Annotated in this window: 19 protein-coding genes; 12 read left to right on the top strand and 7 right to left on the bottom strand. The window is 65.2% G+C overall.

Features of this window, described 5'->3' with window-relative positions; genetic code table 11:
- Positions 1 to 89: 89 nt before the first annotated feature.
- The 4 genes from ACFRAH_RS14680 to ACFRAH_RS14665 all read right to left on the bottom strand — a co-directional run bounded on the left by ACFRAH_RS14680 (position 90) and on the right by ACFRAH_RS14665 (position 4,589).
- Positions 90 to 1,619, bottom strand: a complete 1,530-nt coding sequence (locus tag ACFRAH_RS14680; protein WP_377991633.1) for an NAD(P)H-hydrate epimerase — start codon at positions 1,617 to 1,619, stop codon at positions 90 to 92.
- Between the two features lie 20 nt (positions 1,620 to 1,639).
- Positions 1,640 to 1,987 carry a holo-ACP synthase gene (locus ACFRAH_RS14675; RefSeq protein WP_018776647.1) on the bottom strand — a complete coding sequence of 116 codons (348 nt, stop codon included), beginning with the start codon at positions 1,985 to 1,987 and terminating at the stop codon, positions 1,640 to 1,642.
- Positions 1,988 to 1,991: 4 nt separating this feature from the next.
- Positions 1,992 to 3,884: a glutamine--fructose-6-phosphate transaminase (isomerizing) gene (glmS, locus tag ACFRAH_RS14670; protein ID WP_377991632.1), complete on the bottom strand. Its 1,893-nt coding sequence runs from the start codon at positions 3,882 to 3,884 to the stop codon at positions 1,992 to 1,994.
- 81 nt (positions 3,885 to 3,965) lie between these two features.
- Positions 3,966 to 4,589: a signal peptidase I gene (locus ACFRAH_RS14665; protein ID WP_377991631.1), complete on the bottom strand. Its 624-nt coding sequence runs from the start codon at positions 4,587 to 4,589 to the stop codon at positions 3,966 to 3,968.
- 147 nt (positions 4,590 to 4,736) lie between these two features.
- On the opposite strand from ACFRAH_RS14665, the gene coaA reads away from it, so the two are divergent.
- From coaA to mscL, 3 genes are read left to right on the top strand one after another with little or no spacing between them, the layout of a single operon-like run.
- The gene (gene coaA, locus ACFRAH_RS14660; RefSeq protein ID WP_076801301.1) at positions 4,737 to 5,702 is read left to right on the top strand and encodes a type I pantothenate kinase; all 966 of its coding nucleotides are present in this window, start codon (positions 4,737 to 4,739) and stop codon (positions 5,700 to 5,702) included.
- Positions 5,703 to 5,707: 5 nt separating this feature from the next.
- Positions 5,708 to 6,697 (top strand): D-alanyl-D-alanine carboxypeptidase family protein, encoded by a 990-nt coding sequence (locus ACFRAH_RS14655; RefSeq protein ID WP_377991630.1) that lies wholly within the window; start codon positions 5,708 to 5,710, stop codon positions 6,695 to 6,697.
- A gap of 50 nt (positions 6,698 to 6,747) precedes the next feature.
- A complete protein-coding gene (mscL, locus tag ACFRAH_RS14650; protein WP_377991629.1) occupies positions 6,748 to 7,155 on the top strand; it encodes a large conductance mechanosensitive channel protein MscL in 408 nt (135 codons plus the stop codon).
- Positions 7,156 to 7,233: 78 nt separating this feature from the next.
- On the opposite strand, the gene glmM is transcribed toward mscL, so the two are convergent.
- From glmM to rplM, 3 genes are all read right to left on the bottom strand, one after another.
- On the bottom strand, positions 7,234 to 8,592 hold the full coding sequence (glmM, locus tag ACFRAH_RS14645; protein ID WP_377991628.1) for a phosphoglucosamine mutase: 1,359 nt from the start codon (positions 8,590 to 8,592) through the stop codon (positions 7,234 to 7,236).
- 167 nt (positions 8,593 to 8,759) lie between these two features.
- A complete protein-coding gene (gene rpsI / locus ACFRAH_RS14640) occupies positions 8,760 to 9,266 on the bottom strand; it encodes a 30S ribosomal protein S9 (protein ID WP_354257882.1) in 507 nt (168 codons plus the stop codon).
- A gap of 36 nt (positions 9,267 to 9,302) precedes the next feature.
- Complete coding sequence (gene rplM / locus ACFRAH_RS14635; RefSeq protein ID WP_003805351.1) at positions 9,303 to 9,746, bottom strand: 50S ribosomal protein L13; 444 nt, start codon at positions 9,744 to 9,746, stop codon at positions 9,303 to 9,305.
- Between the two features lie 304 nt (positions 9,747 to 10,050).
- Here rplM and ACFRAH_RS14630 point away from each other — a divergent pair, with 304 nt between their 5' ends.
- The 9 genes from ACFRAH_RS14630 (at position 10,051) to ACFRAH_RS14590 (ending at position 18,039) form a co-directional block, all read left to right on the top strand.
- Positions 10,051 to 10,731: a prepilin peptidase gene (locus tag ACFRAH_RS14630; RefSeq protein WP_377991645.1), complete on the top strand. Its 681-nt coding sequence runs from the start codon at positions 10,051 to 10,053 to the stop codon at positions 10,729 to 10,731.
- 271 nt (positions 10,732 to 11,002) lie between these two features.
- On the top strand, positions 11,003 to 11,218 hold the full coding sequence (locus tag ACFRAH_RS14625) for a Flp family type IVb pilin (RefSeq protein ID WP_377991627.1): 216 nt from the start codon (positions 11,003 to 11,005) through the stop codon (positions 11,216 to 11,218).
- 92 nt (positions 11,219 to 11,310) lie between these two features.
- Positions 11,311 to 11,715, top strand: a complete 405-nt coding sequence (locus ACFRAH_RS14620; RefSeq protein ID WP_377991626.1) for a TadE/TadG family type IV pilus assembly protein — start codon at positions 11,311 to 11,313, stop codon at positions 11,713 to 11,715.
- A 32-nt stretch (positions 11,716 to 11,747) separates the two neighbouring features.
- The gene (locus tag ACFRAH_RS14615; RefSeq protein ID WP_377991624.1) at positions 11,748 to 12,719 is read left to right on the top strand and encodes a pilus assembly protein TadG-related protein; all 972 of its coding nucleotides are present in this window, start codon (positions 11,748 to 11,750) and stop codon (positions 12,717 to 12,719) included.
- A gap of 21 nt (positions 12,720 to 12,740) precedes the next feature.
- A complete protein-coding gene (locus ACFRAH_RS14610) occupies positions 12,741 to 13,508 on the top strand; it encodes a Flp pilus assembly protein CpaB (protein ID WP_377991622.1) in 768 nt (255 codons plus the stop codon).
- Positions 13,505 to 14,710 (top strand): CpaE family protein, encoded by a 1,206-nt coding sequence (locus ACFRAH_RS14605; RefSeq protein ID WP_377991620.1) that lies wholly within the window; start codon positions 13,505 to 13,507, stop codon positions 14,708 to 14,710. The genes ACFRAH_RS14610 and ACFRAH_RS14605 overlap by 4 nt, the downstream gene beginning before the upstream one ends.
- Entirely contained in the window at positions 14,707 to 16,197 is a 1,491-nt protein-coding gene (locus ACFRAH_RS14600; protein ID WP_377991618.1) for a CpaF family protein, read from the top strand. The genes ACFRAH_RS14605 and ACFRAH_RS14600 overlap by 4 nt, the downstream gene beginning before the upstream one ends.
- Positions 16,198 to 16,199: 2 nt before the next feature.
- Positions 16,200 to 17,144 (top strand): type II secretion system F family protein, encoded by a 945-nt coding sequence (locus ACFRAH_RS14595; protein WP_377991616.1) that lies wholly within the window; start codon positions 16,200 to 16,202, stop codon positions 17,142 to 17,144.
- A 16-nt stretch (positions 17,145 to 17,160) separates the two neighbouring features.
- Positions 17,161 to 18,039 (top strand): type II secretion system F family protein, encoded by an 879-nt coding sequence (locus tag ACFRAH_RS14590; RefSeq protein WP_377991614.1) that lies wholly within the window; start codon positions 17,161 to 17,163, stop codon positions 18,037 to 18,039.
- Positions 18,040 to 18,159 lie beyond the last annotated feature (120 nt).

Below are 18,159 nucleotides of genomic sequence, written 5' to 3'. Positions count from 1 at the left end.
ACACTGCGTCCGGCAGGTCTTCAGGCACCACCTGCACGGAACTTGGTCTTACCGTAGCGGGTGGGCATGACTATTACATTGCCCACACTCTAATTACTAAGCGTGCTGACTTTACCCCACATTTCGGGTAAGGCGTCGGATATCCGCCCCGCCGTCAGCGGCCCGCCGGCCGCCGCTGCCGCTCCGGCCAGCCCGTGCAGGCTCGCTCCCATGGCGGCAATGGCCGCCCAGCGCTCGTCAGGATCAATGCCCCTCGCGCGGAAGCGTCCGACGTCGGAGCCCACCTGGGCGAGCAGCGCACCGATGATTCCGGCCAGGACATCACCGCTTCCGGCGGTGGCCAGCCAGGGGGTGCCCTCGGCCTGGCTGTAGAAGTCCTGGTAGGGCGATGCCACCAGCGTGCTGGCGCCCTTGAGCAGCACTGTGGCCTCGGTCAGTCCGGCCGCGCGGCGCACGGCGGCGAGGGTGGAGGCCTCGACGGCCTCGCGGTCCAGGTCGGCGCCGAGGCGCTGCAGCAGCGTGGCCAGCTCCCCGGCGTGCGGTGTCAGCACCACCTGCGGGGCCAGCACGTCGGGCAGCACGGGCAGCGCGCCGGCGTCGGCCACTGTGGGCAGGCCGGAATCGACGGCGTCCCGGACACGCCGCATCTCTTCCTCGTCGGCTCCGTCCATCCCGGAGCCGACAAGCCAGGCCTGGACGTGGGTCTCCGCCACGGTGCCGGTGCTGCAAACCACCTCGGGGCAGCTGTGCCGGATGAGGTCGGCCACCTCGGGCGGACCGACGTAGCGGACCATGCCGACGCCGGCAGAGAGCGCCCCGCGGCAGGCGAGCACGGCGGCGCCCGGATAGGCCGGGGATCCGGCCACCACTCCGAGGACGCCCCGCGAATACTTGTGGGCGCGGCGCGCGGGCCGCGGGAGCAGGACTGCGAGGTCGGCGGCCTCGAGGCGGCGCAGGGCGGGCCACGGGAGTGAGTCCTCGATGCCGATCGGAACCACCACCACCCGGCCGGCGAAATCCGCCCCGGGGTCCGCCAGCAGGCCGGCCTTGGCCCCGCCGAACGTGACGGTGATGTCGGCCGGCAGCACGGGTTGGGCGGCCTCGCCGGTGTCCGCATCCACGCCGCTGGGCACGTCGCACGCCACCACCAGGCCGCGGGGGTCTCCGCTTAGCTGGGACACGAGTTCCGCCGAGGCTCCCCGGAGTCCGCCCTGGGCGCCGGTTCCCAGCAAGGCGTCTATTACGACGTCGGCCCTGCCGGCCAGCGCTGCCAGCTCGCCGGCGTTCGCGTCAGTCAGCGTCAGGACGCGGCCTCCGGCGCGCCGGAAGGCCGCCAGGCCGTCCGGGTGGGCCGTCGCGGAGGCGAGGACCGCCGTCGTCCGCATTCCCCGTCCGGCAAGGTAAGCGGCGGCGAAAAGGCCGTCGCCGCCGTTGTTGCCCTTGCCGGCCAGGACAACCGCGCTGGAGCCGTACAGGCGGTGTCCGCGGCTGCGGAGCTCCGCGATGGCGGCGCCGGCCATGCCGCGGGCTGCCCGCTGCATGAGAACAGCGCCCATACCTGAATCCAGCAGGGGCTTTTCAGCTTCCCTGATCTGGGTTCCGGTATAGGCGCTGATCATTTGGTCAGTCCGTCCGGGGTTCAGCCCTCGGCCAGCACAGTGGCCGTGGCGATGCCGCCGTCGTGGCTCATGGACAGATGCCACCGTTTGACGCCCTTGGCCTCGGCCACAGCGAGCACGGTTCCCTTGACCTGGATGGTGGGACCGTTCTGGTCCAGCCCGATCCAGCAGTCCTGCCAGTTCATGCCGGCGGGCGCCCCCAGGACCTTGGCCACGGCTTCCTTGGCGGCAAACCGCGCCGCGAGTGAGCGGGTGTTCAGTTCCCGTTCGGCCGGCACAAACAGCCGGTCCCGCAGCCCGGGGGTGCGCTCCAGTTGCCGTCCGAAGCGCTCGATGTCCACTACGTCTACGCCGATGCCAACAATCATGGGCTTACTCTACTGTGACGCTCTTGGCGAGGTTGCGCGGCTGGTCCACGTCGTAGCCCTTCGCCCCGGCCAGTTCAGCCGCAAAAATCTGCAGCGGAACCGTGGTGAGCAGCGGCATCAGCAGCGTGGGCGTTTCCGGGACGTAGAACACGTGCTCGGCGTAATCCCGGACCGACTCGTCGCCTTCTTCAGCGATCACCAGGGTCCGGGCACCACGGGCGCGGACTTCCTGGATGTTGGACACCACCTTGGAGTGCAGGGAGTCCCGGCCGCGCGGGGACGGCACCACCACGAAGACCGGTTGGCCGTCGTCGATCAGGGCGATCGGGCCGTGCTTGAGCTCACCGGCGGCGAAGCCTTCAGCGTGGATGTAGGCGATTTCCTTCAGCTTCAGCGCACCCTCCAGGGCAACCGGGAAGCCCACGTGACGGCCCAGGAACAGCACGGACTTCTCGTCCTTCATGCTGCGCGCGAGCTCACGCAGCGGGCCGGCGTTGTCCAGGATCTTCTGGATCTTCGCCGGGATCTTGCCCAGGTCCGCCAGGACGTCCTTGATCTGCCCGGAGAAGATGTTCCCGCGCAGCTGCGCGAGGTACAGGCCAAGCAGGTAGGCCGCGGTGATCTGCGCCAGGAACGCCTTGGTGGAGGCGACGGCGATTTCCGGACCCGCGTGCGTGTACAGCACAGCGTCGGACTCACGCGGAATGGTGGAGCCGTTGGTGTTGCAGATGGAGATGGTCTTGGCGCCCTGTTCCCGGGCGTACCGGACGGCCATCAGCGTATCCATCGTCTCACCGGACTGGCTGATGGAGACCACAAGGGTGTTCGCGTCCACGATCGGGTCCCGGTAGCGGAACTCGTGGGCGAGCTCCACCTCGGTGGGGATCCGGCACCAGTTCTCGATCGCGTACTTGGCCACCAGGCCCGCATAGGCTGCCGTGCCGCACGCCAGGACGATGATCTTGTCCACCTGCTTGAGCAGCTGCGGATCGATCCGCAGCTCATCCAGCGTGAGCTTGCCGTTCAGGTCCGAACGGCCCAGCAGGGTCTGCGCCACGGCGTCGGGCTGGTCATGGATTTCCTTCTCCATGAAGGAGTTGAAGCCACCCTTCTCCGCAGAGGCCGGGTCCCAGTCAACGTGGTACTCCTTGCCCTCGGCCGGGGCGCCGTAAAAGTCGGTGATGTCCACCGTGTCAGCGGTGATCGTCACGATCTGGTCCTGGCCCAGCTCCACCGCACGCCGGGTGTAGTCAATGAACCCGGACACGTCCGAACCCAGGAAGTTCTCACCCTCGCCCAGGCCCACCACCAGCGGCGAGTTCCGGCGCGCGGCCACCACCACATCAGGCTGGTCAGCGTGCACCGCCAGGAGCGTGAACGCCCCCTCCAAACGCTGGCAGGCCAGTTCCATCGCCCGGGTCAGGCCGCCGTCAGTGACGTCCCCGCCCAGCTTGTTCCGGAAAATATCACCCAGCAGCGCCGCGGCCACCTCGGTGTCCGTCTCCGATTTGAAGACAACACCCTTGGCCAGCAGCTCCTGCTTCAGCTCAGCAAAGTTTTCGATAATGCCGTTATGGATCACCGCAAGCTTCCCGCCATCAGACAGATGCGGGTGCGCGTTCTGATCCGTCGGACCACCATGCGTGGCCCACCGCGTGTGCCCGATACCGGTCAAGGAATCCGGCAACGGCCGCTCCTCCAGCTCGGCCAGCAGGTTGCTCAGCTTCCCGGACTTCTTCCGCGAGGAAATCTCCCCGTCAGCCACCACCGCAACACCGGCAGAGTCATAACCCCGGTACTCCAGACGGCGCAGCCCTTCAAGAACAACATCCAACGCGCCGTGCCCGGCATCAGCCCGACCCGACGAACGGCCAACATAACCCACGATTCCACACATGGGTATAAGCCTATCGGTCTTTGCGGAGAACCGACGTCGGATGACTTCCTCCGGCGGGCACCCCAACGGCGCTCTAGCTCGTCAGCGCGCCCGCCTTCGCCTGCGTGCGCCCAGATAGATGAGCAGCAGGCATTGGCCGGCGAGGCCTGCAACGGCCAGCATGATCAGGAGGTCCCGGTCCGCCTCGCCGAGCGCGCTGGCAAGGTAGCCGGCCAGGGGGACGGCGTAGAGCGGTTTTCCCATGATCTGGCGGGCCTGGACGGGCTCTGCATCGTTGACGGCGGCATTGTCGCCCTTGGTGACCAGGGTTCTCTCACCGTTCTGCGTGGCACCGAAGCCCACGATCCGGTGGGTCAGGACCTCGGGGCTGTCCGGGGCGGGCCGGTAGGTGACAAGGTCGCCGTACTTCAGCTGGCTCAGGGCCGCAGGTTTGACGACGAGGAACGTGCCGGCGGAATACGTCGGCTCCATGGAATTGCTGAGTACAGAATAGGTCCGGGACCCGGTGGCCTGCGGAATGGCGATGAGGGCCAGTGCCGTGAGGAAGATGAACAGGAGAACGGCGAGGTTGACCCAGCGTCCGGCCGCGGCGAACCGTTTGCGGCGGCGTATCTCGAAGATCCGGGTGGCTGCTCCCCCGCCGCGCCGGCCGCCAAAGTCGCGGCCCGTCCGCTGCGGCACCTCCGGCGTGACTGCCTTTCCCATGTTGAGACCCTTCGATTCTGGGGCGGTTCTCCCTTATTCACTGAACAGTCCCGCAGCAGGCTCAGGAATCGGTATCGGAAAGAGTCAAGATTCACTCAAGAACGGCCGCATTTCGCTCTCGGCGCCGGTCGGGGCAGAATCTCTAGGGTGACTTTGCAACGCAACGAAGCGAACGGGGAGGGTGTTTCCCCGTTCGTGGAGCTGGACCGGCAGACCTGGTCCCGGCTTTCGGCCCAGATGGAGCAGCCCCTTAATGAAGAGGACGTGCTGCGCCTTCGCGGCCTCGGCGACCCCCTGGACATCAGCGAGGTTCGCGATGTCTACCTGCCCCTTTCGAGGCTGCTGCATCTCTACGTGGAGGCCGCCGGCCAGCTGCATGCGGCCACCACCACATTCCTTGGTGAGCAGACCCAGCGCACGCCCTTCGTGATCGGCGTCGCAGGTTCCGTGGCTGTGGGCAAGTCCACCATTGCCCGTGTTCTCCGCGAGATGCTGCGCCGCTGGCCGGGCACGCCGAACGTCGAACTCATCACCACCGACGGTTTCCTTTACCCCCTGGCTGAACTCAAGCGCCGGCAGCTGCTGGACCGCAAGGGCTTCCCGGAGTCCTACGACCGCCGCGCGCTGCTGCGCTTCGTGAGCGAGATCAAGGGCGGCGCCGAGGAGGTGCGGGCACCCTGGTACTCGCACGTCACGTATGACATCGTCCCCGGCAAGGAAGTAGTGGTCCGCCGCCCCGACGTGCTCATCGTCGAGGGCCTGAACGTGCTCGCCCCCGCGCGGCCGCGGCACGACGGCCGCCAGGGCCTGGCGCTCAGCGACTTCTTCGACTTTTCCATCTACGTGGACGCCAAGACGTCATACATCGAGGAGTGGTACGTGGACCGGTTCCGCAAGCTCCGTTCCACCGCCTTCGCGCAGCCGGAATCGTACTTCCACCGCTATGCCACGCTTTCCGATGAGGAGGCCGAAGCGACTGCCCGCGACATCTGGAAGCGCATCAACGAACCGAACCTGGAGGAGAACGTGCTGCCCACCCGGGGGCGGGCGCAGCTGGTGCTCACCAAGGAAGCGGACCACTCCGTCCGCAGGATGCTGCTGAGGAAGGTCTAGCGCCCGTGTGCAGCAACTGCCCTCCACACCCCTCCGCCGACGCCGAGCCCCCCGCCGGCATCCCGTCCGGCCGGCGCCCCAGCCGGCGCGCCGTGGCGCAGCTCTTGCTGACCGGTGCGGGCCTGTCGGCCCTCGCCGCCTGCACCCCCGGCCCGGCGCAGCCGGACTCCTCGGCAAGCGGCTCTGCGGCCACGGGCCCGGCCACCGCTTCCGGTAAGGCCACAACCGTCCCGGCCGGATCCGCGCCCGCAGCCAGCTCCGCTCCGGTGTCGCCGGCCGCTTCCGCGGCGTCGTCCGCCAGTCCGTCCGCAACGTCTCCGTCCGCCACCGCGGCGGCACCGTCCACGACGGCGGCGGCAGCACCGCCGTCGGCCGCGTCCCGCCTGCCCAAACAGTACTCACTGACCGCGCCCACCAGCCCTTGGGTGATCGTCAACAAGCACCGCCCGCTCCAGCCGGCCAACTACGTCCCGGCCGATCTGGTCCAGCCCAACGTTGCCCTCGCCGTCGCCGGCGAGGCGGCGCAGCTGAACTTCACGACGGCGGCTGCCGCAGAACGGATGTTCGCCGCCGCGGCGGCGGACGGCGTCACCATGACGCTGGCGAGCGGCTACCGCTCCTATGCGACGCAGGTGGTCACCTACAACGGCTGGGTGAGCTCGCAGGGGCGGGCTGCAGCGGACACTGCCTCGGCGCGGCCGGGGTACTCTGAGCACCAGACGGGCTGGGCGTTCGATATCGGCGACGGCGGAGGAGCGTGCAGCTTCCAGCCATGCTTCGCCGAGCAGCCGGCAGCGGTGTGGGCCAAGGCCAACGCGTACCGGTTCGGCTTCGTGGTGCGCTATCCGTGGACGCAGCACGCCACCACCGGGTACTTTTACGAATCGTGGCACCTGCGGTACATCGGCGTCGAGGCGGCCACGGACATGCGGAAACGCGGCGTCGCCACCCTCGAACAGTACTTCGGCCTGGAAGCAGCCCCCGGCTACCGCTGACGCGGGGCCCGGAAACCTCTCCGTGAACCCCGTGCGGTAGTTTGGTTGGCATGCTTAGTGGATTCAAGAAGTTCATTCTCAAGGGAAACGTCATTGACCTGGCGGTGGCGGTAGTCATCGGATCGGCGTTCAGCGCCGTGGTTGATGCGCTGGTCAAGAGCGTCCTGATGCCTCTGATCTCGTTACTGGTCGGAGAGCCCAACTTTGATGATTTCCTGGCTTTCGGGGACGTACGGTTCGGCGTGCTGCTCACCGCGGTGGTCAACTTCCTGCTGGTCGCTTCTGCCCTGTACTTCGTCATCGTGGCCCCGATGAACAAGCTGATCGAGCACCGCAATCGGAAGCTGGGCATCGGGCAGGACACCAAGCAGGAAGCCGCCGAGGATCCGCAGATCGCCCTGCTGAAGGAAATCCGGGACGCCCTGCACGCACAAAACCAGAACCAGGCCGCCAAGTAGCGCCAACACAAAAACAGCCCGCCTCCGTCTGACTGTTCAGTCAGGGAGGCGGGCTGCTTTTTGTCTGGGAAGCGGAACTCAGCCGACGGGTGCCAGCGCCAGCTGGGTCTTCACAACCTGGGCAAGCCGTTCGGCGATGACCTGTGCGGTCTGCTGGTCGCCGGCCTCCACCATGACGCGCACAACCGGCTCGGTGCCGGACGGGCGCAGCAGCACGCGGCCGGTGTCACCCAGCTCGGACTCGGCGGCCTGCACGGCTGCGGCCAGGGTCTCGTCTCCGCCCACGCGGCTCCGGTCCACGTCCTTCACGTTGATGAGGACCTGGGGCAGCTTGGTCATGATTGTGGCGAGCTCCTTGAGCGGGCGGCCGGTCAGGGCCACCTGCGCCGCCAGCTGCAGGCCGGTCAGCACGCCGTCGCCGGTGGTGGCGTAATCGGCGAGGATCACGTGGCCGGACTGTTCGCCGCCCAGGTTGAAGCCGCCGTCGCGCATTTCCTCCAGCACATACCGGTCCCCCACGCCCGTCTCGCGGATGGCGATGCCGGCGTTCTTGAGGGCGATCTTGAGGCCGAGGTTGCTCATGACGGTGGCCACGAGGACGTCGTCCTTGAGTTTGCCGGCGTCCTTGAGAGCCACGGCGAGGATGGCCATGATCTGGTCGCCGTCCACCTCGTTGCCCTCGTGGTCCACGGCCAGGCAGCGGTCGGCGTCGCCGTCGTGGGCAATGCCGAGGTCGGCGCCGTGTTTCACGACGGCTGCCTTGAGCGGACTGAGGTGCGTGGAGCCCACGCCTTCGTTGATGTTCAGGCCGTCCGGTTCGGCGCCGATGACCACCACGTCAGCGCCGGCGTCCTTGAAGACCTGCGGGGAACAGCCGCTGGCGGCACCGTGCGCACAGTCGAGGACCACCTTGATGCCGCTGAGGTTGTGCGGCAGGGTGCCCAGGAGGTGGACGATGTACCGGTCCTCGGCGTCCGAGAAGCGCTGGATGCGGCCAACCTCGCCGCCCACCGGGCGGAACGGCTCCTTGCCCATCTGTGCCTCGATGGCGTCCTCCACCTCGTCGGGGAGCTTCTGGCCGCCGCGCGCGAAGAACTTGATCCCGTTGTCGGGAGCCGGGTTGTGCGAGGCGGAGATCATGACGCCGAAGTCGGCGTTCAGGTCTGCCACGAGGTAGGCGGCGGCGGGCGTGGGGAGGACACCGGCGTCGTAGACGTCGATGCCGGAGCTGGAAAGCCCGGCCTCCACGGCCGCGGCGATGAATTCGCCGCTGGCACGGGGATCCCTCGCCACCACGGCGCGCGGCCGCGCACCTTCGCTGGTGCGTTCATGGCCAAGCACGACGGCGGCGGCCTGGGCCAGCTGCAATGCGAGCTCGGCAGTCAACAGGCCGTTCGCCAGGCCCCGGACACCGTCTGTTCCAAATAATGTAGACATCGGGTCCAAGTTTAGACGATTCAGGTGCCCTCACCTGCCCAAAACGGCGGGCGGAAGGGGCGTTGCGGGCGTTTCCCCGGCTCACCGGCACAGGCTGTGGAGTAACCGGGCTTAACGGCGGAAGCCCGCCCCGCCAAATGGCGGAACGGGCTTCTGTACAAGCGGATTTAGCGCTTGGAGTACTGCTGAGCCTTGCGTGCCTTCTTGAGACCGGCCTTCTTACGCTCGATGACGCGGGCGTCACGGGTGAGGTAGCCGGCCTTCTTCAGGGTGGCGCGGTTGTTCTCGACGTCGATCTCGTTCAGCGAACGGGCGATGCCGAGGCGCAGCGCACCGGCCTGGCCGGAGGGGCCACCGCCGTGGATGCGGGCGATGACGTCGTAGGCGCCTTCCAGATCCAGGATCTTGAAGGGCTCGTTGACGTCCTGCTGGTGCAGCTTGTTCGGGAAGTAGTTATCCAGCTCGCGGCCGTTGATGGTCCACTTGCCGGAGCCCGGCACAACGCGAACGCGTGCAACGGCTTCCTTGCGGCGGCCAACAGCTGCGCCGGCAACGGTCAGTGCCGGGCGCTCCTTCTTCGGGGCAGCCTCTGCAGCAGAGCTTTCCGAGGTGTAGCTGGTCAGGTTTTCCTCAGCCTCAACGGCTTCGGTGGTCAGTTCATCGTTCTGAGCCACGGTTCTCCTTGTAGATAAAAGTGTTGGTGGCCAGGACTACTGGGCGACCTGGGTGATTTCGAAAGTCTTGGGCTGCTGGGCTGCGTGGGGGTGCTCGGCGCCACGGTAGACCTTCAGCTTGCTCAGCTGCTGGGCAGCGAGGGAGTTCTTGGGGAGCATGCCCTTGATGGCCTTCTCAACGGCGCGGACCGGGTTGGACTCCAGGAGTTCCGCGTAGTTGACGGAGGTCAGGCCGCCCGGGTAGCCGGAGTGGCGGTATGCGCGCTTCTGCTCCAGCTTGGCGCCGGTGAGGGCAACCTTTTCAGCGTTGATGATGATGACGAAGTCGCCCATGTCCATGTGGGACGCAAAGGTCGGCTTGTGCTTTCCGCGCAGCAGTGTTGCGGTCTGGCTGGCAAGACGACCCAGGACAACGTCGGTGGCGTCAATGACGTGCCACTGGCGGTTGATATCGCCGGGCTTCGGGGTGTACGTACGCACGGTGTTTGCCTCGTTCTTGTTCTGGCGTTCTTGTTTTAGGCGTCACACGGGGTGCGCCTACTATCTATGCGCGACCGGAACAGAGGTGAGGGCTCTATGGACCAGTTATCCCCTAGTCCCGAAAATGCCCGTCGGGTAGCGATCCTGCAACTGGATCCCCAAGCGGGCACGCATCATCGAGAAAGGACACGCACAACGACTACCAAGAATAGCGTCAAACGGACACCAGGGTCAAAATGGGTTATCCGGTGGCGGGGGCTTGGAGTCCCGCGCCAGCGCCGGGCCCTTCCACCCAGGAGTCCACGTGACGTCAGCAGGTATCGCCGCCAGCGCCGGGCCGCTCTTTGCAGCGCCGCTCTTTGCCGTGGCCATAGGACTCGTTGGCATTCTACTGAGCCCGCTTGCTGAACTCCTCATCGCCCGCACCCTTCCCCGCCTCGGCGGACTGCCGGGTGTGAGGACAAGAATTACGACGGCGGCCCTCACCGGATTGCTGTGCGGCACCCTTGCGCTGCGGCTCGGAATGGAATGGTCACTGCCGGCTTTTCTACTGCTAGCCGTCCTCGGCGTGCAGCTTGCCCGCATTGACCTGGCCCATCATTTGCTGCCGAATCCCCTCGTGCTGACCCTGCTGCTGGCCGGCCTGGTGCTCCTCCTCCTGGGCAGTCTCGCCTCGGCGGAGTGGGCCGAGCTGCTTCGTGCGGCGGCGGGAGCTGCCCTCCTGTTCGTTGTTTTCCTGATTCTGGCCCTGATTTCGCCGAGTGGCATCGGCATGGGGGACGTGAAGCTCGCCGCCCCGGTCGGTCTTTACCTGGGTTACTTGGGGTGGGGACAGCTGTTCTACGGCGGAGCGCTGGGCTTCGTGTTGGGCGGCATTTTGTCCGTCGTTTTGATTAGGCTAAAACGCGCCAATTTGCGCTCTGAGGTCGCTTTTGGCCCCTCGATGCTGGCCGCCGCCCTGGGCACTGTTTTATTGGCATCCTGAACACCAAATTTCTTGGTGAAACGTTGAATTTCCTTATGGCTAGCTTGTTGTTTCCTTGCCCACCCAAGTAGCCCAGTGCTTGTAATTTCCCTAACCTGAGTACTCGCTTGCGGGGAATACTCATACTCTTCCAAATAAAGTCGAGTAGGGCTACGCATTGTTGCGCATCCGGTTCAGGTGGATTCTTTAGCTATCGAAGCACCAGCCCTTTCGCGGTACGGGGGCGGCTGGAATTCGATGCATTTATTCCATCGAACTTAAGGAAAATACAATGACTACTCTCATGGTCTCGGTTCTTGCCTTCGTTTCCGGAATCAAGGACCGGCTGGCATCCGAAAAAGGCGCCACCGCAACTGAGTATTCACTGCTCGTGGCCTTCATCGCGTTCCTGATCATTGGCGGCGTCACCGCCTTCGGCAATGCATTGGGCCTCTGGTTCACCGATCTGAGCACCACGGTTGGCGGCTGGGCCAACGGCCAGCCGTAACCCTTCCGGAACCAATAGGTGTGCCGCGTTTGACAAGCTAAACGCGGCACACCGCCCCCCCCATTCAGCTGTCCCTAATCGCGGAGGGTCCAGTGAAACGCAGAAGTTCACGCTCCATCAGTGGAGCGCGCGCCCGGAAGGAACGCGGCGCAGCTGCCGTCGAGTTCGCTCTGGTCGCACCCATCCTCCTAGCGCTGGTGGCGGGCATCGTTGAGTTTTCGCACGCCTACAACCTGCAGATTTCGGTCACCCAGGCCGCCCGGGAGGCGGCCAGGGAAATGGCCATCGAGGACGACCAAGGCGCAGCAGCACTTGCCGCCACGGCGGGCGCCCCAGGGCTCAATGGAGCTAATTTCCAGTACGCCTTCTCCCCGGCCTCCTGCACCGCCGGCCAGAACATGACCGTCACCATCACCTACCCGGCCCCCACGCTGACGGGCATTTTCGGCAGCACTGTCACCGTTGCCGGGACAGGAGCCATGCGATGCGAAGGCTAAAAGCCCGTAGACGGGACACAGAGCGGGGCGCCGTGGGCGTCTTGGTTGCGGTGATGATGCTGGTGATCATTGGTGCCGGCGCACTCGCCGTGGACGTAGGCCAGATCTACTCCGAACGTGCCCAGCTCCAGAACGCCGCGGACGCGGGTGCCCTGGGCGTTGCCCAAGCCTGCCACAAGACGGGCTGCACGCAGGCACAAGCTGAGGCTTTTGCCGCAGCCCTGGCCAACAGCAATTCCAACGACGGCGAGTCGAACGTGTCCGAAGTCGACCTTTCGGTGCCGGACCAGGTCACAGTCCGGACCACCACCAAAAACGGCAGCAGCAGCGTGCTGGCTAAGCTGTTCGCCAGCGTCCTGAACGCGCCCGCGGTCAGCGTGGGCGCGCATGCCACGGCATCCATTGAAGTTCCTGGATCGGGCGGAGGCTTTCCACTCGCCCTGTCCGAATGCCAGTACGACCTCACCGACGCCATCGCGACCGGCGTCCTCCAGCAGATCCGGTACAAGCCTGGTATGGGGACCTGCACGTCGACGTCCGGACACGCCATCCCCGGCGGGTTCGGCTGGCTCAACCAGAACGGTGGCCAGTGCCGGGCCACGACCGACGCCGAGGACAACGCGTCCTACGATCCCGGCGCGGACTACCCCAGCAAACCCGGCGAGAACTGCGATTCGGTCCTGCAGGGCTGGATCAATTCGATCCAGGCTGGCGACGAAGTGCTCGGCATCTTTCCGGTGTACGACAACGCCGGAAAGGACAAGGGCAAGGGTTGGTTCCACATCAGGGGCTACGCCACGTTTCAAATGGTCGGTTGGAAATTTGGCGGCGGCTCCAGCGCCCCCCGAACCTACAACAATTCTCCCACCCCGGCTACTGCCTGCGTGGATCCGTGCCGAGGCATCATCGGCAAATTCAGGAAATTCGAGTCCATTGATGCATTCGAAGGAAATGCAGGCACCGGAGACGATCTTGGAACCGTCTACATTCGCCTCACCAACTAATCACTTAGCTAGGGGGATAAAATGAAAACCCGCCTTTTGGGAGGAATTGCCGCATTATTGGTGGCAATTATCGGAACTGTCCTGCTGGTCAACTATGTGCAAAATGCGGATAAACGCGCACTGGCGGACACTGAAACCGAATCCGTATATGTGGTTGAAAAACCCATCACGGCCGGCACCGGAATCGACAAGGCTGCCGGCGCCGTCGTCCGGAAAGACGTACCAAAACTGGCAGTGGCCGCCGGTGCGGTGACCGACCTGAACCAGGTTGGTCAGAAGGTCGCCGCCGTGGACCTGATGCCGGGCGAGCAGCTCCTCAGCACCCGTTTGGTGGACGCGGCTTCCATCCTCGGCCCGGCACGCGTCCAGGTCCCAACGGGAATGCAGGAGATCACCCTCAAGCTCCCCATAGAGCGCGTGGTTGGCGGAACGCTTGCCGCCGGGGACACAGTGGGCATCTTCCTCTCCGTAGAGGACTCCGCCGCAAAGTCAGGCAAAACGCAACTGACCTTCCACAAGGTCCTTGTGACGGCGGCCCAGTTCAGCAACGGCAGCACAGCCAAGTCCCAGGAGACAGCCGCCCAGGAGGATTCGGCCAGGGGTTCGCTCACCTCGAAGAAGTCTGCTCCGTCGGACGACACCTACCTCATCACCTTGGCCCGCAACTCTGCCGACGCCGAGCGTATCGTCTTCGCGACCGAGTTCGGAAGCGTGTACCTGTCCAAGGAGCCGGCCAACGCGGTAGAAGGCACGTCAGGGGTCGTGAACACCGGACGGCTGTTCCGATGAGCCGCTTTATCCTCATCACCCCGAACGCCGACTTCGAACGCCGCATCCAGCTGGCAGTGTCGGGCATGCATGGTTCGCTGCGGGTGTTCCAGGCGGACTACCTGCCCGAAAGTCCGCAGGACTTTCTCAGGCAGCTCGTCGGTGAGCCCCCGGAGGTACTGATCCTCGGACCCGGCCTGCCGGTTGACGGATCCCTGAAACTCGCATCGGTCATGGATCTGCAGTACCCCGAAATCAGCGTTGTCCTGGTGGTACCTGAAACCAAGGAAGTAGTCCTCCAGGCAATGCGTTCGGGAGTGCGGGACCTTCTTGACCCGGCCGCCGACCCAGACGCGATCCGCGTCCTGCTGGAACGGGCAAGCCTCGCCGCCGCGGGCCGCCGTCGTGGTTTGGCCCCGGGGGCATCAGAGCACGCCGACCACGGCGATGGAGGGCGGGTCATCGCCGTCATGTCCCCCAAAGGTGGCGTGGGCAAGACCACCGTGGCGACCAATCTCGCCGTGGGCCTTGGCAAAGCCGCTCCAATGAGCGTGGTGATTGTGGATCTGGACCTGCAGTTCGGCGATGTGGCCAGCGGGTTGATGCTGGATCCGGAACACACCATCACGGATGCAGTGGTGGGTGCCGCAAGCCAGGACTCCATGGTCCTCAAGGCGTACCTCACCGTCCATCCAGCCGGAATTTACGCCCTCTGCGCGCCGCGAAATCCGGTGGAGATGGACAGAATTTCCGGCGAGCAGGTCAGCCGGCTCCTGAGCCAGCTGCGAGAGGAGTTCCACTACATCGTGGTGGACACGGCACCTGGGTTGGGTGAGCACGTCCTCGCGACGCTGGATCAGGCCACGGACGCCGTCTGGATCTGCGGCATGGACATTCCCAGCATCCGGGGCCTTCGGACCGGGTTCCAAATCCTGGCCGAGCTCGGACTGCTTCCGGAGAAACGTCATGTGGTGCTGAACATGACGGACCGCCGGGGCGGCCTCACCCTGCAGGACATCGAGGCCACGATCGGGGCTCCTGTGGACGTTGCACTCCCCCGCTCCAAGACGCTGCCCTACTCCACGAATAAGGGAGTGCCCATCCTGCAGGACGGGAGCCGGGATACGGCCGGCAAAGGGCTCCGCCAACTGGTGGAGCGCTTCAAACCCAACTGGGAAGAAAGACCCCACAAGAAGCTGCACAGAAGGGCGGTAGTCCAGTGAACCTCACAGACCGGTTCCAGAACCTCCGGGGCGAGCCCAAGCCCGGCCCCGAGAAGCCGCAGCCCGCTGACGTCTTCAAGCCGAAGCCGACTGCCGCAACCCTCGGCAAGAAGCACGAGGAGCAGGCTGCGGGCTCGGCAGCGACCGCCACAGCAGCGCTGGAGATGCCAGCCGTTGCGTCCGTTGCCAGCGAGGCCTTGAATGCCCTGAAAGAACGGGCCACCCAGACGCTCTTTGAACGGTTGGGTTCACGGCTTACTGACTCCACGCTCGACGACGAGGAACTGCACCAGTTTGTCCGGGATGAACTGAAGATCGTTGTCGACGAGGAGCAGGTCCCGCTGTCGGGCCCCGAGCGTCAGCGGCTCATTCGAGACATCATCGACGACGTCCTTGGCCACGGGCCCATCCAACGTTTCCTGGACGACCCGTCCATCACTGAGGTTATGGTGAACCGCTATGACCAGGTCTATGTGGAACGGCAGGGCCGCATCTTGCCCACAGACACGAAGTTCACGTCGGACGATGCGCTTCGCCGGGTGATCGACCGCATCGTGTCCAAGGTGGGCCGCCGCATCGACGAGTCGTCACCATTGGTGGATGCACGACTTGCGGACGGCTCGCGCGTCAATGCAATCATCCCGCCGCTGGCCGTCAACGGGCCAGCCCTGACCATCCGGAAGTTCGGTCGGGAAGCCCTGACGGTCCATGACCTCGTTTCCCTCGGCAGTCTCTCCCCCGAGATGGCCGAGCTCCTGCATGCATGCGTCGTCGCCCGGATGAACATCATCGTTTCCGGCGGCACCGGCACCGGTAAGACCACCCTCCTGAATGTGCTGTCGGGGTTCATCCCAGCTGAAGACAGGATCGTAACCATCGAAGACGCCGTTGAACTCCAGCTTCAGCAGGAGCACGTCATTCGCCTCGAAAGCCGCCCGCAGAACATCGAGGGCAAAGGCGAGGTTTCCATCCGTGACCTCGTCCGGAACTCGCTGCGCATGCGGCCGGACAGGATTGTGGTGGGTGAGGTCCGCGGCGGCGAATGCCTGGACATGCTGCAAGCCATGAACACCGGCCACGACGGTTCCATCTCCACAGTGCACGCCAACTCGCCGCGGGACGCCATAGCCAGGCTTGAGACCTTGGTGCTAATGGCAGGAATGGACATCCCGCTGCGGGCCGTCCGCGAACAGCTGGCCTCCGCTGTCAACTTGGTGGTGCACATCACCAGGATGCGCGACGGCTCGCGCCGGGTCACCCATATCACTGAAGTGCAGGGCATGGAAGGCGACATCGTCACTCTCCAGGACGCCTTCGTATTCGACTATTCGGCGGGCATGGACGCCAACGGCCGCTTCCTCGGGAAGCCTGTTCCGACTGGCGTCCGGCCGCGCTTTACCGAGCGCTTCGCTGAGCTCGGCATCGAGATCTCGCCCGCCGTGTTCGGGGCATCCCTCATCGGCGTTGCGCCACCAAGGGGGCGGTGACAGTGTCAGGCGACTCCGGCATTTTCGTAGTGGCGCTGGTGCTGCTGTACCTCGCCATCTTCCTGGTTTTCGGCGTCGCCCTCAGGCCAAACTCGGGCCTTCCGATGTCCCGCCGGCGGCCCGATGTCCCTGTGGCGCCCTCGTCTCTGACGAAGCTAACCGACCATGCCGTAGGCGCGCTGAACAAGGGCCTCAAGAAGCGCGGAACGGGCCTGCTTACCCAGGACCGGCTGGATGAATGCGGACTCAAGAAGGAACCGGGCGACTACCTGATCATGGCCGGGGTGATCACCCTGACGGCCGCCGTCGTCGGGTTTTTCCTTGGCGGCCTGTTCGCCGCTGTCCTACTGACTCTCCTGACCCCGCTGGGACTGCACCTGCTGCTCAATGCACTCGCAGCGCGCCGCCGTCGGCAGTTTGACCAACAGGTGCCAGACACGTTGCAGATGTTCTCCGGCGGCCTGCGGGCCGGCCACAGCCTGCTGCGGGCGGTGGACGCGGCCGGGCAGGAAAGCCAGCCGCCCATGTCCGAAGAGCTCGGGCGGATTGTCAACGAGACCAGGATCGGCCGGGACCTTGGCGAAGCCCTGGCGGACGTCGCCAGACGGACCAGGAGCGAGGATTTCCTCTCCATCTCCCAGGCCGTCGAGATCCACCGCGAGGTGGGCGGTGATCTGGCCGAGGTGCTGGACCATCTGGGCGACACTATCCGCGACCGCAACCAGGTGCGCGGCCAGATACGCGCTCTGAGTGCGGAAGGCCGGATGTCGGCGATCGTCCTCATGGCTCTGCCTGTTGTGATGTTCATCGGCCTGACGTTTTTCAACGAGATGTACTCCCGGGTCTTCACCAGCACCCTGCCCGGCTACCTCATGATCGCCGCGGCAATCGTGCTGCTCACCGCTGGCGGATTCTGGCTCAGCCGGATCATCAAACCCAAGTTCTAGGAAGAAGGTGGTCATCATGCAGCCTGTGGCTTACGCGGCGATCCTGGCAGTGGTCGTGCCTGTGACTGTCATGACGTGGTTTGTCTTCACCGGCGACCGGGCGGGGCTCCGCAACATCCAGGCAAACCTCGGGCGGGTCTCCAAGGCCAAGGGCCCGGCGCTCAGCGTCAACGAGAAGCTGATCCTCGCCAGCCAGCGCATCATGCCGAAGGGCTACGTCGCGTGGCTGGACAGGCAGCTCGCAGGTGCCGGCCGGCCCAAGGACTGGCCGTTGGCCCGGCTCATCATGGTCAAGCCGCTGCTAGCCTTCGCTGGCGCGGTAGTCGGGTACCTGTTCTTTGTCGGCGGTCCGTCGACACAGCGCTTCCTCATCGTGGTGGGACTTACAGCCCTCTGCTATTTCACCCCTGACCTTCTGGTGCGCAACCGTGCACAGAAGCGGCGGGAAGCGATCCGCTTGGAGCTGCCGGTCGCCCTGGACCACATGCTCATCTCCGTCCAGGCAGGCCTCGGGTTCGAGGCGGCGATGGGCCGCGCCGGCACCAACGGCAAGGGCCCGATGGCAGAGGAGCTGATCCGCACCCTCCAGGATATCCAGGTGGGCCGGTCCCGGAAGGACGCTTACCTCGCCCTGGCAGGGCGGGTGGACGTGCCCGATGTGCGCAGCTTCATCCGGGCAGTGATCCAGGCCGACACGTACGGCGTGGCCATCGCCGGCGTGCTCAAAGCGCAGGCCGGGGACATGCGGATCAAGCGGAAGCAGCGGGCCGAGGAGCACGCCATGAAGATGCCCGTGAAGATGCTGTTCCCGCTGATCTTCTTCATCCTGCCCACATTGTTCATCGTGGTCCTGGGCCCGACGGTGATGAGCCTCATTTCACTGTTCGCGGGGTAGGCGCTTGGCGGCTGGCAGGGCCCTTTCGGTTCTTTAAACCGGGAGGGCCCTATTTCTTTAACCCCTGGGAAAGCTTCAAGGTTCAAGGTTTGCGCAGGGAAAGCGCAGGAAATACGCAGG

It is taken from the genome of Arthrobacter sp. NPDC056727 (assembly GCF_042790555.1).
Taxonomy (GTDB): Bacteria; Actinomycetota; Actinomycetes; order Actinomycetales; family Micrococcaceae; genus Arthrobacter.
The sequence above is the reverse complement of the archived record's forward strand: the minus strand, read 5'-3'. Positions and strand labels throughout refer to the sequence as shown.

What these genes read in the sequence shown, in the direction of transcription:
- ACFRAH_RS14680 (WP_377991633.1), bottom strand. Translation starts at nt 1,619, where the DNA reads ATGATCAGCGCCTATACCGGAACCCAGATCAGGGAAGCTGAAAAGCCC.
- ACFRAH_RS14675 (WP_018776647.1), bottom strand. Translation starts at nt 1,987, where the DNA reads ATGATTGTTGGCATCGGCGTAGACGTAGTGGACATCGAGCGCTTCGGA.
- glmS (WP_377991632.1), bottom strand. Translation starts at nt 3,884, where the DNA reads ATGTGTGGAATCGTGGGTTATGTTGGCCGTTCGTCGGGTCGGGCTGAT.
- ACFRAH_RS14665 (WP_377991631.1), bottom strand. Translation starts at nt 4,589, where the DNA reads ATGGGAAAGGCAGTCACGCCGGAGGTGCCGCAGCGGACGGGCCGCGAC.
- mscL (WP_377991629.1), top strand. Translation starts at nt 6,748, where the DNA reads ATGCTTAGTGGATTCAAGAAGTTCATTCTCAAGGGAAACGTCATTGAC.
- glmM (WP_377991628.1), bottom strand. Translation starts at nt 8,592, where the DNA reads ATGTCTACATTATTTGGAACAGACGGTGTCCGGGGCCTGGCGAACGGC.
- ACFRAH_RS14625 (WP_377991627.1), top strand. Translation starts at nt 11,003, where the DNA reads ATGACTACTCTCATGGTCTCGGTTCTTGCCTTCGTTTCCGGAATCAAG.
- ACFRAH_RS14610 (WP_377991622.1), top strand. Translation starts at nt 12,741, where the DNA reads ATGAAAACCCGCCTTTTGGGAGGAATTGCCGCATTATTGGTGGCAATT.
- ACFRAH_RS14605 (WP_377991620.1), top strand. Translation starts at nt 13,505, where the DNA reads ATGAGCCGCTTTATCCTCATCACCCCGAACGCCGACTTCGAACGCCGC.
- ACFRAH_RS14590 (WP_377991614.1), top strand. Translation starts at nt 17,161, where the DNA reads ATGCAGCCTGTGGCTTACGCGGCGATCCTGGCAGTGGTCGTGCCTGTG.